This is a genomic window from Accumulibacter sp., assembly GCF_023806635.1.
In the GTDB taxonomy this organism is placed as follows: Bacteria; Pseudomonadota; Gammaproteobacteria; order Burkholderiales; family Rhodocyclaceae; genus Accumulibacter.
The window spans coordinates 1-15,584 of sequence record NZ_JAMTDQ010000068.1; the positions used below are offsets into that span (position 1 = coordinate 1).

Genomic DNA, 15,584 nt, shown 5'->3' on the forward strand with positions numbered 1-15,584 from the left:
AGCGTCGGTCTCCAAAACCGAAGGTTGGGGGTTCGATTCCCTCTGCCCCTGCCATACCTGCAACCAAAGCCGACAAGATGGCCGATAAATTCAAGTTTGCGCTGGCGGTCCTGCTGCTGGTGGCCGGTATCGCCGGCTTCTACCTCCTCGCGGAGCAGGCGATGATCCTGCGTGTCCTCGCCGTCATGGCGGGTACGGCCCTCGCCGCCGGGGTTGCCTGGCGGACCGAGCAGGGGCAGCGTTTCTTCGTCTTCGCGCGTGAGTCGGCGACCGAGGCGAAGAAGGTCGTCTGGCCGTCCCGCAAGGAGACCATGCAGACGACCGGCATGGTGTTCGCCTTCGTCGTGGTGATGGCCGTCTTTCTCTGGCTGACCGACAAGAGCCTGGAGTGGCTGATGTATGACCTCGTTCTCGGCTGGAGGAAATCATGAGCATGCGCTGGTACGTGGTACACGCCTACTCGGGATTTGAGAAGAGCGTGCAGCGCGCCTTGCTCGAGCGTGTCCAGACGCAGGGGATGGGCGATCAGTTTGGCCGCATCCTCGTGCCGGTGGAAGAGGTCGTCGAGCTGAAGATGGGCCAGAAGAGCATTTCCGAGCGCAAGTTCTTCCCCGGTTACGTGCTGGTGGAAATGGAGATGAACGACGAATCCTGGCACCTGGTGAAGAGTACGCCGAAGGTGACCGGTTTTGTCGGCGGTACCGCCAACAAGCCGAGCCCGATTTCCGAGAAGGAAGTCGCGAAGATCATGCAGCAGATGCAGGAGGGCGTGGAAAAGCCGCGGCCGAAGGTGCTCTTCGAACCCGGCGAGGTGGTGCGCGTCAAGGAGGGTCCATTCACGGATTTTCATGGTGCGGTCGAACACGTGAATTACGAGAAGAACCGTTTGCGCGTTTCGGTGACGATCTTTGGTCGGCCGACGCCGGTCGAACTGGAGTTCGGGCAGGTCGAGAAAGCCTGACCGCGGGCTCTTTCGCGGCTCGTCGAGTACCCTCGGCGGTCCGTAGCAGTGCGGCTCTCGGGCCGCGTTTGTCGTTTGGGGAGCGCTCGCGCGAGCGCGTTCGGACCCGCTCACAGGAGTCGTACGGTGGCAAAGAAAATCACTGGTTACATCAAGTTGCAGGTGCCGGCCGGGAAGGCAAACCCGTCGCCGCCAATCGGTCCCGCGCTCGGCCAGCGCGGACTGAACATCATGGAGTTCTGCAAGTCCTTCAACGCGCAGACGCAGGGGCTGGAGCCGGGTTTGCCGATACCGGTCGTGATCACCGCCTTCGCCGACAAGAGTTTCACCTTCATCATGAAGACACCGCCGGCGGCGGTACTGATCAAGAAGGCGATCGGCATCCAGAAGGGCAGCGCCAAGCCGCACACCGCCAAGGTCGGGACGCTGACGCGGGCCCAGTGTGAAGCGATTGCAGCGCAGAAGTTGCCCGACCTGACGGCGGCTGACATGGAAGCGGCGGTGCGCACCATCGCCGGCAGTGCCCGGACGATGGGCGTCACGGTTGAGGGGGTGTGAGATGGCACGCTTGAGCAAACGTCAGAAGGCCCTGCAGGGCAAGGTCGACCGTACCCGGAGCTATCCCGTCGCGGAAGCGCTGCGGCTCGCCAAGGAGTGCGCCGTCGCCAAGTTCGACGAGTCGATCGATGCCGCGGTCTGCCTTGGCGTCGATCCGCGGAAATCGGACCAGATCGTTCGCGGCTCGGTGGTTCTGCCGGCCGGTACCGGCAAGACGGTCCGCGTCGCTGTCTTCGCCCAGGGTGAGAAGGCGGCAGCGGCCAAGGCCGCGGGTGCGGACATCGTCGGATTCGAGGATCTGGCGGCGGAGATCAAGTCGGGTGTGATGAACTTCGATCGCGTGATCGCCACGCCGGATGCGATGCGCGTCGTTGGTCAACTCGGCCAGATCCTCGGTCCGCGGGGCCTGATGCCGAACCCGAAGGTGGGGACGGTGACCATGGATGTCGCGACGGCCGTACAGAACGCCAAGGCGGGCCAGGTCCAGTATCGTACCGACAAGGCCGGGATCATCCACAGCACGATCGGCCGCGCGTCGTTCGATGGCGAGAAATTGGCGAGCAACCTCAAGGCGCTCGTCGACGCACTGATCAAGGCGAAGCCGGCGGCCTCGAAGGGACAGTATGTGCGTCGCATAGCCGTTGCCAGCACGATGGGTCCGGGTGTCCGCGTCGACGCCTCGACACTCTAGAAGGAAACATGGCCGGGGCCGTGCGCCGTGCGCTCGGCCCCGGTAGAGAGCTTTGTAGGGCTACCGGCAGGGCGTCACGCGCTGCCGGTAGATCGTCAAAGACCGCAGGTGCCGACGACGATCTCTGTCGTGGCTTAAGTGTGCAAGCGGCCTGCGTAGACGGTGTGCCCGGAAAAGGATTCTGCAGCGACGGACTTCAGGCCCGTGCTGCCAACCCCTGATCATGGTCGCCGTGGGTGCGGTGCATCCAGCCGGATGTGCCGTTTGTTGACTTGATGGGAGGAAGGACCTGTGGGTCTCAATCTTGATGATAAGAAGGTCGTGGTAGCCGAGGTGGCGGCAAAGGTCGCCAAGGCGCAGACCATCGTGCTGGCCGAATACAGCGGCTTGCCGGTGGCCCATCTGACTCGTCTGCGCGCCCAGGCACGTGCCGCCGGCGTCTACCTGCGTGTGGTGAAGAACACGCTGGTGCGGCGGGCCGTCGAAGGCACTGTCTTCGCTGGCCTGGCCGAGCAGATGACCGGGCCACTGATTTACAGCATGTCGGAGGATCCGGTTGCTGCAGCAAAGGTGCTCAATGATTTTGCCAAGACCAACGACAAGCTGATCCTCAAGGCCGGCAGCTTTGCGGGTGAGGCGCTCGACAAGGCGGGTGTTCAGGCGCTGGCGTCGATTCCGAGCCGCAACGAGTTGCTTGCCCAGTTGCTTGGCGTCATGCAGGCTCCGGTCACCGGCTTCGCCTGCGCACTTTCCGCCTTGGCCAAGCAGCGCGAGGAAGCCGCCGCCTGAGTGCAACCAGCTTTTTTTGTTTCCAGATCCAGGAGTGAGTAATCATGGCAATTAGCAAGCAGGACATTCTCGATGCCGTTGGCGCGATGACTGTCATGGAACTGAACGACCTCGTCAAGGCGTTCGAGGAGAAGTTTGGCGTCTCGGCAGCATCGATGGCCGTTGCGGCGCCGGGCGCGGCGGCACCGGTGGTCGAGGAGCAGACCGAGTTCACCGTCGTTCTGGCCGGTATCGGCGAGAAGAAGGTCGAGGTGATCAAGGTCGTTCGCGCGGCCACCGGCCTCGGCCTCAAGGAAGCCAAGGACCTGGTCGACAGCGCCCCGAAGGCGGTCAAGGAGGCGATCTCCAAGGCCGATGCCGAAGCGCTCAAGAAGCAGCTCGAGGACGCCGGAGCGAAGGTCGAGGTCAAGTAACACCGGTAAGGCAGGATGGGCTGGCGGCTTTCTGGCTGCCAGCCCTTTTCTGCTTTTCCGGCGATGGCGGTGCATCCAGCGTATCCGGATGCGTTGCCTGCAGCATGCAAACGCAAACACGACTGGCGATGGCTGGAGCGGTGCCGTTCCCGCCCGCGCGCCGGCCAGCCATGTTGCGTTTGTCCGTTGCGAACCGGCGGATGTGGCTATCCTCGCCGGAGCGCTAGAGGATTTGCCTTGTGAGTTCGGAGCGACCATGACCTACTCCTATACCGAGAAGAAGCGTATCCGCAAGAGTTTCGCCAAGCGCGCCAGCGTGCTCGAGGTGCCCTTTCTGCTGGCGACACAACTGGAATCCTTCACCGCCTTCCTGCAGGCCAGCGTGCCGGCGGGACAGCGCCGGAACCAGGGGCTGCAGGCGGCCTTCTCCTCGATCTTCCCGATCGTCAGTCACAGCGGCAACGCACGGCTGGAGTTCGTGAGCTACACGCTCTCTGAACCAACCTTCGACGTGACCGAGTGCCAGCAGCGTGGACTGACCTTCGCCTCTGCGCTGCGGGCGAAGGTTCGTTTGGTGATACTCGACCGCGACGTACCGGACACGATCAAGGAAGTGAAGGAACAGGAGGTCTACATGGGTGAAATCCCCTTGATGACTTCCACCGGCTCATTCGTCATCAACGGTACCGAGCGCGTGATCGTCTCGCAGTTGCATCGCTCGCCCGGCGTGTTCTTCGAGCACGACCGGGGCAAGACGCACAGTTCGGGCAAGCTGCTGTTTTCGGCACGCGTGATCCCCTATCGCGGCTCCTGGCTGGATTTCGAGTTCGATCCGAAGGATCTGCTCTTCTTCCGCGTCGACCGGCGTCGCAAGATGCCGGTGACCACCCTGCTGAAGGCCATCGGCCTGACGTCGCAGCGAATTCTCCTCGAGTTCTTCGAGTTCGACACCTTCTACATCGGCAAGCGGGTCACCGAATTTGCGCTCGTTCCCGAGCGGCTGCGCGGCGAGGTTGCCCGTTTCGATTTCAACGACCCAACGGGCAGGCTGATCATCGCCAAGGACAAGCGGATCACCGCCAAGCATATACGTGAACTCGACGCTGCCGGCATGAAGCAGGTGGCCGTACCCGACGATTTCCTCATCGGGCGCGTGATCGGTGAAGACGTGATCGATCAGGCGACCGGCGAGATTCTCGCCAACGCCAATGACGAGGTCACGGAGACGCTGCTGGCGAAGCTGGTCGAGGCAGGCGTCGAGTCGTTGCATACCCTGTATGTCAACGATCTCGACCGCGGTGCCTTCATCTCGCAGACCCTGCGCACGGACGAAACCACTACGCGCCAGGCGGCGCGTATCGCGATCTACCGCATGATGCGGCCGGGTGAGCCGCCGACCGAGGAAGCCGTCGAGATTCTCTTCAACGGACTGTTCTACTCCGATGACCGCTACGACCTGTCGGCGGTTGGGCGAATGAAGTTCAACCGCCGGGTCGCACGCAAGGCGGTCGTCGAGTACAAGGTGATGGTCAGGCAGGCGCCGGGCAAGCGTGATGCCATAGTCAGACTGATCAACGATACCGTTGGCGAAGCGGTGACCTCGGTGGAACAGGCGCTCGCCGAACTGAACCACGGACCGCGGGCAGTCGCTGAAAACCTGACGCATGAGGCCGCATCGAGCCTGCTGGAGTCGCTGAAGGGGCTCGGGGTCGTCGGCGAGGTGCGTGAACAGCTCACCCTTTCGCCGCGCGATGTCGTCGAAGTGATCCGGCTGCTGGTCGAGCTGCGCAACGGTCGCGGCGAAATCGACGACATCGACCATCTCGGCAACCGGCGGGTGCGTTCGGTCGGCGAACTGGCTGAGAACCAGTTCCGCGCCGGGCTGGTGCGCGTCGAGCGTGCGGTCAAGGAACGGTTGTCGCAGGCAGAGTCCGACAACCTGATGCCGCACGACCTGATCAACGCCAAGCCGATCAGCGCTGCGGTGCGCGAGTTCTTCGGCTCGAGCCAGCTGTCGCAGTTCATGGACCAGACCAACCCGCTTTCCGAGATTACCCACAAGCGTCGTGTTTCGGCGCTTGGCCCCGGCGGCCTGACGCGCGAGCGCGCCGGCTTCGAGGTACGTGACGTGCATCCGACGCACTACGGCCGCGTCTGTCCGATCGAGACACCGGAGGGCCCGAACATCGGCCTGATCAACTCGCTGGCGCTCTTTGCGCGCACCAACGAGTATGGCTTTCTCGAGACCCCGTATCGCAAGGTGGTGGAAGGTCGGGTGAGCGATCAGATCGAGTACCTGTCGGCAATCGAGGAGGGTGCGTACATCATTGCCCAGGCGAACTCCGAAATCGGCGACGAAGGTGCTTTGCTCGACCAACTGGTCACCTGTCGCGAGAAGGGCGAGACGATTCTGGCAGAGCCGGCCCGCGTGCAGTACATGGATGTGGCGCCGAGCCAGATCGTGTCGGTTGCGGCGTCGCTGATCCCCTTCCTCGAGCACGACGACGCCAACCGTGCCCTGATGGGAGCCAACATGCAGCGGCAGGCGGTGCCCTGTCTGCGGCCGGAGAAGCCGCTGGTGGGAACCGGCATCGAGCGGACCGTGGCGGTCGATTCGGGTACCGCGGTACAGGCACTGCGCGGCGGACTGGTTGACTACGTCGACGCGTCGCGCGTCGTCGTCCGCGTCAACGATGACGAGACCGGACCCGGCGAAGTCGGCGTCGACATCTACAACCTCGTGAAGTATACGCGGTCCAATCAGAACACCAACATCAACCAGCGGCCGCTGGTTCGCGTTGGCGACGTGATTGCCCGCGGCGACGTGGTCGCCGACGGGGCTTCGACGGACAAGGGCGAACTGGCGCTCGGCCAGAACATGCTGGTCGCCTTCATGCCCTGGAATGGCTACAACTTCGAGGATTCGATCCTGATTTCCGAGCGCGTCGTCGCCGAGGACCGCTTCACCTCGATCCACATCGAGGAGCTGACGGTGGTCGCGCGTGACACCAAGCTGGGGCCCGAGGAGATCACGCGCGACATCGCCTCGCTCGGCGAATCGCAGCTCTCGCGCCTCGACGAGTCCGGCATCGTGTACATCGGCGCCGAGGTCGAGGCTGGCGACGTCCTGGTGGGCAAGGTGACGCCAAAGGGAGAGACGCAGCTGACGCCGGAAGAAAAGCTGCTGCGGGCGATCTTTGGCGAGAAGGCATCCGACGTCAAGGATACCTCGTTGCGTGTGCAGTCGGGGATTTCGGGTACGGTCATCGACGTGCAGGTCTTCACGCGTGAAGGCATCGAGCGCGACAAGCGGGCGCAGTCGATCATCGACGATCATCTGCGCAGCTACAAGCTCGATCTGGCCGATCAGTTGCGCATCGTCGAGAGGGACGCCTTTGCGCGCGCCGAGAGAATGATCGTCGGCAAGCCGGCGAACGGTGGCCCGAAGCGGCTGGCCAAGGGGACCCTGGTCAACGCCGAGTACCTGGAGGGTATCGACCCGCATCACTGGTTCGACATCCGCATGGCTGACGAGGACATTGCGCAGCAGCTGGAGTCGCTGCGGGAAGGGCTCGAACAGACCCGCAAGGGCTTCGACGTCGCCTTCGAGGAGAAGCGCAAGAAGCTCACCCAGGGTGACGAACTGCCGCCCGGTGTGCAGAAGATGGTCAAGGTCTACGTTGCCGTCAAGCGTCGCCTGCAGGCGGGCGACAAGATGGCGGGGCGACATGGCAACAAGGGCGTTGTGTCGCGCATCGTCCCGGTCGAGGACATGCCCTACATGGCAGACGGACGCCCGGTCGACATCGTCCTGAACCCGCTCGGCGTACCTTCGCGGATGAACGTCGGCCAGATTCTCGAGGTCCATCTCGGGCTTGCTGCCAAGGGTCTGGGAGCACGAATCGGTGACATGTTGCGTCGCCAGGCCGCGGTCGAGGAAGTGCGCGCTCTGCTGGCAGAGATCTACAACGGGACCGGCAAGCCGGAGCGTCTCGACGAGCTCAATGACGCCGAGATCCTCGAGATGGCGGGCAACCTCGAGGCGGGAGTGCCGTTTGCGACACCGGTCTTCGATGGTGCCAAGGAATCGGAGATCAAGGCAGTCCTGGAACTGGCCGGCATGCCGCAGTCCGCCCAGATGACGCTTTACGATGGTCGCACGGGTGAGCGCTTCGAGCGGCAGGTGACGGTGGGCTACATGCACGTGCTGAAGTTGCACCACCTCGTCGACGACAAGATGCATGCCCGCTCGACCGGACCGTACTCCTTGGTCACGCAGCAGCCTCTGGGTGGCAAGGCGCAGTTCGGTGGCCAGCGGTTCGGCGAGATGGAAGTGTGGGCCCTTGAAGCCTACGGCGCTTCCTACGTGCTGCAGGAGATGCTCACCGTCAAGTCGGACGATGTCAATGGTCGCACGAAAGTCTATGAGAACATCGTCAAGGGTGACCACAAGATCGATGCCGGCATGCCGGAGTCGTTCAATGTCCTCGTCAAGGAAATCCGGTCGTTGGCGATTGATATCGATCTCGAACGCTTCTGATTCGTTGGCAAGGGTGGGTGGGCGGCGGCGCGTCATCCTCACCCCAGACAGCTCACTCCTCACTGGAGCAAAAGATGAAAGCATTGCTTGATTTGTTTAAGCAGGTGACGCAGGAAGAGCAGTTCGACGCGATCACCATCGGCCTCGCGTCGCCGGACAAGATCCGCTCCTGGTCCTACGGCGAAGTCAAGAAACCGGAGACGATCAATTACCGCACCTTCAAGCCGGAGCGGGACGGCCTCTTCTGTGCCAAGATCTTCGGCCCGATCAAGGACTACGAGTGTCTCTGCGGCAAGTACAAGCGGCTCAAGCATCGCGGCGTGATCTGTGAGAAGTGTGGCGTCGAGGTGACGCTGGCGAAGGTGCGTCGCGAACGCATGGCGCATATCGAGCTGGCCAGCCCGGTGGCGCACATCTGGTTCCTGAAGAGCCTGCCCAGCCGACTCGGCATGGTGCTCGACATGACCCTGCGCGACATCGAGCGGGTTCTCTATTTCGAAGCCTTCGTCGTCTTCGATCCGGGCATGACGCCTCTCGTCCGTGGCCAGCTGCTGACCGAGGATGACTATCTCGCCAAGGTCGAGGAGTATGGCGACGATTTCTCCGCCGCCATGGGCGCGGAAGGGATCCGCGAGCTGCTGCGTTCGATAGACCTCGCGCGGGAGGTCGAAGGATTGCGCGGCGAACTGGAAACCACGAGCTCGGAGACCAAGAGCAAGAAGTTCTCGAAGCGACTGAAGGTCCTCGAGGGTTTCCAGAAGTCCGGTATCAAGCCCGAGTGGATGGTGCTCGAGGTCCTGCCGGTGTTGCCGCCCGATCTGCGTCCGCTGGTGCCGCTGGATGGCGGTCGCTTCGCGACTTCGGATCTCAACGATCTCTACCGGCGGGTGATCAACCGCAACAATCGCCTGAAGCGGCTGCTCGAGCTCAAGGCACCAGAGATCATCGTCCGCAACGAGAAGCGCATGCTGCAGGAGGCCGTCGATTCACTGCTCGACAATGGTCGCCGCGGCAAGGCGATGACGGGCGCCAACAAGCGGCCGCTGAAGTCACTGGCGGACATGATCAAGGGCAAGGGTGGCCGTTTCCGCCAGAACCTGCTCGGCAAGCGTGTCGATTACTCGGGGCGCTCGGTGATCGTCGTCGGTCCACAACTCAAGCTCCACCAGTGCGGGTTGCCGAAGCTGATGGCGCTCGAGCTGTTCAAGCCCTTCATCTTCAATCGCCTTGAGGTGATGGGTCTGGCGACCACGATCAAGCAGGCGAAAAAGATGGTCGAAACGCAGGAGCCGGTGGTCTGGGACATCCTCGAGGAGGTGATTCGCGAGCACCCGATCATGCTCAACCGGGCGCCGACGCTGCACCGACTCGGCATCCAGGCGTTCGAGCCGACGTTGATCGAGGGGAAGGCGATCCAGTTGCACCCGCTGGTCTGCGCAGCTTTCAACGCCGACTTCGACGGTGACCAGATGGCGGTCCATGTCCCGCTCTCGCTCGAAGCACAGATGGAGGCGAGGACGCTGATGCTGGCATCGAACAACGTCCTCTCGCCGGCAAACGGAGAGCCGATCATCGTGCCGTCGCAGGACATCGTTCTCGGTCTTTATTACGCGACACGGGAGCGCATCAACGCCCGCGGCGAGGGGATGATCTTTCCCGATCTCGCCGAAGTCACGCGTGCCATGCAGGCGGGCGAGCTCGACCTGCACGCACGGATTGTCGTGCGCATCACCGAGCACGAGCAGGACGAGGCAGGCGGCTGGCTGGAGAAGACGACGCGCTACCAGACGACCGCCGGGCGTGCGCTCCTGTCGGAGATCCTGCCACGTGGGTTGCCATTCAGCCTGATCGACAAGACGCTCAAGAAGAAGGAGATCTCGCGGCTGATCAACGCGGCCTTCCGCCGCTGTGGTCTCAAGGAGACGGTCGTCTTTGCCGACAAGCTGATGCAGAACGGTTACCGGCTGGCGACCCGCGCCGGCATCTCGATCTGCTCCGACGACATGCTGGTGCCGGCACAGAAGCGCGCGATCATCACTGCTGCGGAAGCGGAGGTGAAGGAGATCGAGAGTCAATACACCAACGGCCTGGTGACCAACGGCGAGCGCTACAACAAGGTGGTCGACATCTGGGGCCGCACCGGTGATCAGGTTGCCAAGGTAATGATGGATCAGCTCGGCCACGAGGAGGTGCGCAATCGCCAGGGCGAGCAGGAGAAGCAGGAGTCCTTCAACTCGATCTTCATGATGGCAGACTCGGGCGCTCGCGGTTCCGCGGCGCAGATTCGCCAGTTGGCCGGCATGCGCGGCCTGATGGCGAAACCGGACGGGTCGATCATCGAAACGCCGATCACCACCAATTTCCGCGAGGGCCTGAACGTTCTTCAGTACTTCATTTCCACCCACGGTGCGCGCAAGGGTCTGGCGGATACCGCGCTGAAGACCGCCAACTCCGGCTACCTGACGCGCCGCCTGGTGGACGTGACGCAGGACCTGGTCGTCATCGAGGACGACTGCGGGACTGGCAACGGGGTCACGATGAAGGCTCTGATCGAAGGTGGCGAGGTGATCGAGGCTCTGCGCGAACGGATTCTGGGTCGCGTCACGGCCACCGATGTCGTTCACCCGGACACCCAGGAGACGGTGATCGAGGCCGGCACCCTGATCAGCGAGGATCACTGTGACCTGATCGATCAGTTGGGAATCGACGAGGTCAAGGCGCGTACGCCGTTGACCTGCGAGACCAGGTATGGCCTGTGTGCGAAGTGTTACGGGCGCGACCTTGGGCGCGGAACGCTGGTCAACGTTGGCGAGGCGGTCGGTGTGATTGCCGCGCAGTCGATCGGGGAGCCGGGAACCCAGTTGACCATGCGCACCTTCCACGTCGGCGGTGCCGCCTCACGCGCCGCGGTTGCCAGTCACGTCGAGACGCGCAGCGCCGGGGTGGTTCGCTTCACCTCGACGATGCGCTATGTCACGAGTGCCAAGGGCGAGAAGATCGTCATCACGCGCTCGGGTGAGATCCTGATCACCGACGACAACGGTCGCGAGCGCGAGAAGCACAAGCTTCCCTACGGTGCGACCCTGCTGGTCGAGGATGCTCAGTCGGTCAAGGCGGGGGCGCGTCTGGCCAGCTGGGATCCGCACACGCGCCCGATCATCGCCGAGTACTCGGGGCTGGTGAAGTTCGAGAACGTCGAAGAGGGCGTCACCGTTGCCAAGCAGATCGACGAAGTGACCGGGCTGTCGACGCTGGTGGTCATCGACCCGAAGCGTGGTGGCAAGACACCGAGCAAGGGACTGCGGCCGCAGGTGCGGCTGTTCGAGCCTGACGGTGAGGAAGTCAGGATGCACGGCAGCGATCACCCGGTGACGATCACCTTTCAGGTCGGTGCCATCATCAACGTTCTCGACGGTCAGCAGATTTCGGTCGGCGATGTCCTCGCGCGCTTGCCGCAGGAGTCGGCGAAGACGCGCGACATCACTGGGGGCCTGCCGCGCGTGGCGGAACTCTTCGAGGCGCGTACTCCCAAGGATGCTGGCATGCTGGCGGAGTTCACCGGCACCATGTCGTTCGGCAAGGACACCAAGGGCAAGCAGCGACTGGTGATCACCGATCTCGAGGGAATCACGCACGAGTACCTGATCCTCAAGGACAAGCATGTCCTCGTCCATGACGGACAGGTGGTCAACAAGGGTGAGCTGATCGTCGATGGCGCGCCCGATCCGCACGACATCCTGCGCCTGCTGGGGGTGGAGGCACTGGCGGTGTACATCACCGATGAGGTTCAGGACGTCTATCGGCTGCAGGGCGTCAAGATCAACGACAAGCACATCGAGGTCATCGTACGGCAGATGCTGCGCCGGGTGAACGTACTCGAACCCGGTGACACGAGGTTCATCAAGGGCGAGCAGGTCGAGCGCGCCAATCTGCTCGACGAGAATGACCAGATGTTCGCCGAAGGCAAGCTGCCGGCCACCTACGAGCATGTACTTCTGGGCATCACCAAGGCCTCGCTGTCGACCGATTCGTTCATCTCGGCGGCCTCATTCCAGGAGACGACACGTGTCCTGACCGAAGCCGCGATCATGGGCAAGCGCGACGAGTTGCGCGGCCTCAAGGAGAACGTCATCGTCGGTCGCCTGATCCCGGCCGGTACCGGCCTTGCCTACCACAACACGCGGCGGAAGAACGCCGCTGGCGAGGACATTGCTGGTGGCAGCGAGCTGGAGGAGGACGAGCTGCCGCCGGCGAGCGAGGAGAGTGCCCAGGATGTGCCGGTGGCTTGACTTGCCGCGCGTTAGAACCTAGAATCGCCGGTCTTTGTCGCCGACGCCACGCGCTTGCGGCGACTTCTCGTGGAATTTGCCAAGGCGGCCTTTGGTCCGCCTTGGTTTTTTGCAGACGGTCCGAGCCTGGCACCGCGGGCGCTGCACTGAACTTAAGGGTGGAAACATGCCAACCATAAACCAGCTGGTGCGCAAGCCTCGCGAGGCCATCCGCACCAAGAGCAAAGTCCCCGCGTTGAGCAACTGTCCGCAAAAACGTGGTGTCTGCACTCGCGTCTATACGACCACGCCGAAGAAGCCGAACTCCGCTCTGCGCAAGGTGTGCAAGGTCCGTCTGACGAACGGCTTTGAGGTCATTTCGTACATCGGTGGTGAAGGTCACAACCTGCAGGAGCACTCGGTGGTCCTCATACGCGGTGGTCGCGTCAAGGACCTGCCGGGTGTGCGCTATCACACCGTTCGTGGGTCGCTCGATACGCAGGGCGTGAAGAAGCGCAAGCAGGGTCGTTCGAAGTACGGCACCAAGCGCCCGAAAGCTGCCTGAGTTCCGCCTGACTGAGGGCCGCTCGCGATGGGCGGCCGGGAAAGGGCCGGCTAGCGTCGGTTCCTTCCACCGAATTGTGACTATGAGAGGTTGCCATGCCCCGTCGTCGTGAAGTGCCCAAGCGCGATATCCTGCCGGATCCGAAATACGGCAATGTCGATGTATCGAAGTTCGTCAATACGATCATGAAGAGCGGCAAGAAGTCGGTCGCCGAGCGCATCGTCTACGGCGCCTTCGACCAGGTCGTCAGCAAGAGCGGCAAGGATCCGCTGGAGGTCTTCAGCGCGGCTCTCGGCAATATCAAGCCTCTTGTCGAGGTCAAGAGCCGGCGCGTCGGTGGCGCCAATTATCAGGTCCCGGTCGAGGTCCGCCCCAGCCGCCGGATGGCGCTCGCCATGCGCTGGTTGCGCGACTACGCCCGCAGGCGCTCCGAAAAGTCGATGGGGCAGCGTCTTGCCGCCGAGATGCTCGAGGCTGCGGAAAGCCGCGGCGCAGCCGTGAAGAAGCGCGACGAGGTGCATCGCATGGCCGAGGCCAACAAGGCCTTCGCGCATTTCCGTTTCTGATCGTACCGCAGCGGCGCCGCGCCCGCCGGCGCTGCCTATCGTTCTTTATTAGTGAAGGTCCATTACTGTGGCACGGAAAACCCCCATTGAGCGGTACCGGAACATCGGTATCAGCGCCCACATTGATGCCGGCAAGACGACGGCGACCGAGCGCATCCTGTTTTACACCGGGATCAACCACAAGATCGGTGAAGTTCACGACGGCGCCGCAACCATGGACTGGATGGCGCAGGAGCAGGAGCGCGGCATCACCATCACTTCCGCGGCGACGACGTGCTTCTGGAAGGGCATGCAGCTCGACCGTCCGGAGCATCGCATCAACATCATCGATACGCCGGGACACGTCGACTTCACCATCGAGGTGGAGCGTTCGATGCGTGTCCTCGATGGTGCATGCATGGTCTACTGTGCCGTAGGTGGGGTGCAGCCGCAGTCGGAGACGGTCTGGCGGCAGGCGACCAAGTACAAGGTGCCGCGACTGGCCTTCGTGAACAAGATGGACCGCCAGGGAGCCGATTTCTTCAAGGTCGTCGAGCAGATGCGCGCCCGCCTCAAGGCCAACCCGATACCGATCGTCATCCCGATCGGCAAGGAAGACTACTTCGAGGGTGTCGTCGATCTGACCAAGATGAAGGCGATCTACTGGGACGAAGCCTCTCTCGGCATGAAGTTCGACTATCGCGAGATTCCGACCGAGCTGCAGGCGGAGGCCGAGGAGTGGCGGAGCAAGATGGTCGAGGCAGCGGCCGAATCGTCCGAGGAACTGATGGACAAGTACCTCGAAGAAGGTGACCTCAGCGAGGCGGACATCATCCACGGCCTGCGCCAGCGCACGATCGCCTGCGAGATTCAACCGGCACTCTGCGGCACTGCCTTCAAGAACAAGGGCGTGCAACGCATGCTCGATGCGGTCATCGATCTCCTGCCGTCGCCAGTCGATATTCCGGCAGTCACCGGTGAAAGCGAGAACGGCGAGCCGGCAACCCGCGACGCTGCCGATACGGCCAAGTTCTCTGCCCTTGCCTTCAAGCTGATGACCGACCCCTATGTCGGGCAGCTGACCTTCATCCGTGTCTATTCCGGTGTGCTGAAGTCGGGCGATACCGTTTACAACCCGACCAAGGGCCGGCGCGAGCGCATCGGCCGCGTCCTGCAGATGCACGCCAACAACCGTGAGGAACTGAAAGAGGTCCTGGCTGGCGACATCGCTGCCTGTGTCGGCCTCAAGGAGGTCACCACCGGCGAGACGCTCTGTGATCCAGCAGCCCCCATCACGCTCGAGCGCATGGTGTTCCCGGAGCCGGTGATCCACGTCGCGGTCGAGCCCAAGACGAAGCCCGACCAGGAAAAGATGAGCGTCGCGCTCGGCCGGCTGGCACAGGAAGATCCGTCGTTCCGTGTCCGCACCGACGAGGAGTCGGGACAGACGATCATTTCCGGCATGGGCGAACTGCATCTGGAGATCATCGTCGACCGTCTCAAGCGCGAGTTTGGTGTTGACGCCAACGTCGGTGCGCCGCAGGTGGCGTATCGCGAGTGCATCAAGAAGGCGGTCGAGCAGGAGGGCAAGTTCGTCAAGCAGTCCGGAGGCCGAGGCCAGTATGGGCATGTCTGGCTGAAGATGGAACCGAACGAGCCCGGCAAGGGATACGAATTCGTCGACGCGATCAAGGGTGGCACCGTGCCGCGCGAGTACATTCCAGCGGTCGACAAGGGCTTGCAGGATGCGATCAGCAGTGGCGTCCTTGCCGGTTTCCCGGTGGTAGACGTCAAGTTCACCCTCTTCGAGGGTTCCTATCACGATGTCGATTCGAATGAGAACGCGTTCCGCATGGCCGCAGCCATTGCCTTCAAGGATGGCATGCGCCGGGCGTCGCCAACGCTTCTCGAGCCGATGATGGCGGTCGAGGTCGAGACGCCGGAGGACTACATGGGCAACGTCATGGGTGACCTGTCGAGTCGCCGTGGCATGATCCAGGGCATGGAAGACTTGCCGGGCAGCATGAAGGCGATCAAGGCTGAAGTACCTCTGGCAGAGATGTTCGGTTATTCGACCACGCTCCGTTCCTTGAGCCAAGGCCGCGCGACCTACTCGATGGAGTTCAAGCACTATGCCGAGGCGCCGAAAAACGTCGCCGAAGCCGTCATCAACAAGAAATGACCCTGTTTTTGAGGATACGTTAATGGCCAAGGGAAAATTTGAACGCACGAAGCCGCACGTCAATGTTGGCAC

11 protein-coding genes are annotated in these 15,584 nt (G+C 62.7%); all 11 read left to right on the forward strand.

The window, feature by feature from the left end; translation table 11 throughout:
• Nucleotides 1-77: 77 nt before the first annotated feature.
• Complete coding sequence (gene secE / locus NFW30_RS12610; protein WP_295372219.1) at nucleotides 78-431, forward strand: preprotein translocase subunit SecE; 354 nt, start codon at nucleotides 78-80, stop codon at nucleotides 429-431.
• On the forward strand, nucleotides 428-961 hold the full coding sequence (nusG, locus tag NFW30_RS12615; protein WP_295372221.1) for a transcription termination/antitermination protein NusG: 534 nt from the start codon (nucleotides 428-430) through the stop codon (nucleotides 959-961). The genes secE and nusG overlap by 4 nt, the downstream gene beginning before the upstream one ends.
• Nucleotides 962-1,087: 126 nt before the next feature.
• Entirely contained in the window at nucleotides 1,088-1,519 is a 432-nt protein-coding gene (gene rplK / locus NFW30_RS12620; protein WP_034938562.1) for a 50S ribosomal protein L11, read from the forward strand.
• 1 nt (nucleotide 1,520) lies between these two features.
• Nucleotides 1,521-2,210: a 50S ribosomal protein L1 gene (gene rplA, locus NFW30_RS12625; RefSeq protein WP_295372225.1), complete on the forward strand. Its 690-nt coding sequence runs from the start codon at nucleotides 1,521-1,523 to the stop codon at nucleotides 2,208-2,210.
• A 291-nt stretch (nucleotides 2,211-2,501) separates the two neighbouring features.
• Nucleotides 2,502-2,999 (forward strand): 50S ribosomal protein L10, encoded by a 498-nt coding sequence (gene rplJ, locus NFW30_RS12630; protein WP_295372228.1) that lies wholly within the window; start codon nucleotides 2,502-2,504, stop codon nucleotides 2,997-2,999.
• A 44-nt stretch (nucleotides 3,000-3,043) separates the two neighbouring features.
• Nucleotides 3,044-3,412, forward strand: a complete 369-nt coding sequence (gene rplL / locus NFW30_RS12635; protein ID WP_034895378.1) for a 50S ribosomal protein L7/L12 — start codon at nucleotides 3,044-3,046, stop codon at nucleotides 3,410-3,412.
• Nucleotides 3,413-3,668: 256 nt separating this feature from the next.
• Nucleotides 3,669-7,952 carry a DNA-directed RNA polymerase subunit beta gene (rpoB, locus tag NFW30_RS12640; protein ID WP_295372232.1) on the forward strand — a complete coding sequence of 1,428 codons (4,284 nt, stop codon included), beginning with the start codon at nucleotides 3,669-3,671 and terminating at the stop codon, nucleotides 7,950-7,952.
• 74 nt (nucleotides 7,953-8,026) lie between these two features.
• Entirely contained in the window at nucleotides 8,027-12,241 is a 4,215-nt protein-coding gene (gene rpoC, locus NFW30_RS12645) for a DNA-directed RNA polymerase subunit beta' (protein ID WP_295372235.1), read from the forward strand.
• Between the two features lie 166 nt (nucleotides 12,242-12,407).
• Entirely contained in the window at nucleotides 12,408-12,785 is a 378-nt protein-coding gene (gene rpsL / locus NFW30_RS12650; protein WP_034938556.1) for a 30S ribosomal protein S12, read from the forward strand.
• A gap of 95 nt (nucleotides 12,786-12,880) precedes the next feature.
• Nucleotides 12,881-13,351, forward strand: coding sequence for a 30S ribosomal protein S7 (gene rpsG, locus NFW30_RS12655; protein WP_295372239.1), 471 nt, complete (start codon nucleotides 12,881-12,883; stop codon nucleotides 13,349-13,351).
• Between the two features lie 67 nt (nucleotides 13,352-13,418).
• A complete protein-coding gene (gene fusA / locus NFW30_RS12660; protein ID WP_295372242.1) occupies nucleotides 13,419-15,512 on the forward strand; it encodes an elongation factor G in 2,094 nt (697 codons plus the stop codon).
• Nucleotides 15,513-15,584 lie beyond the last annotated feature (72 nt).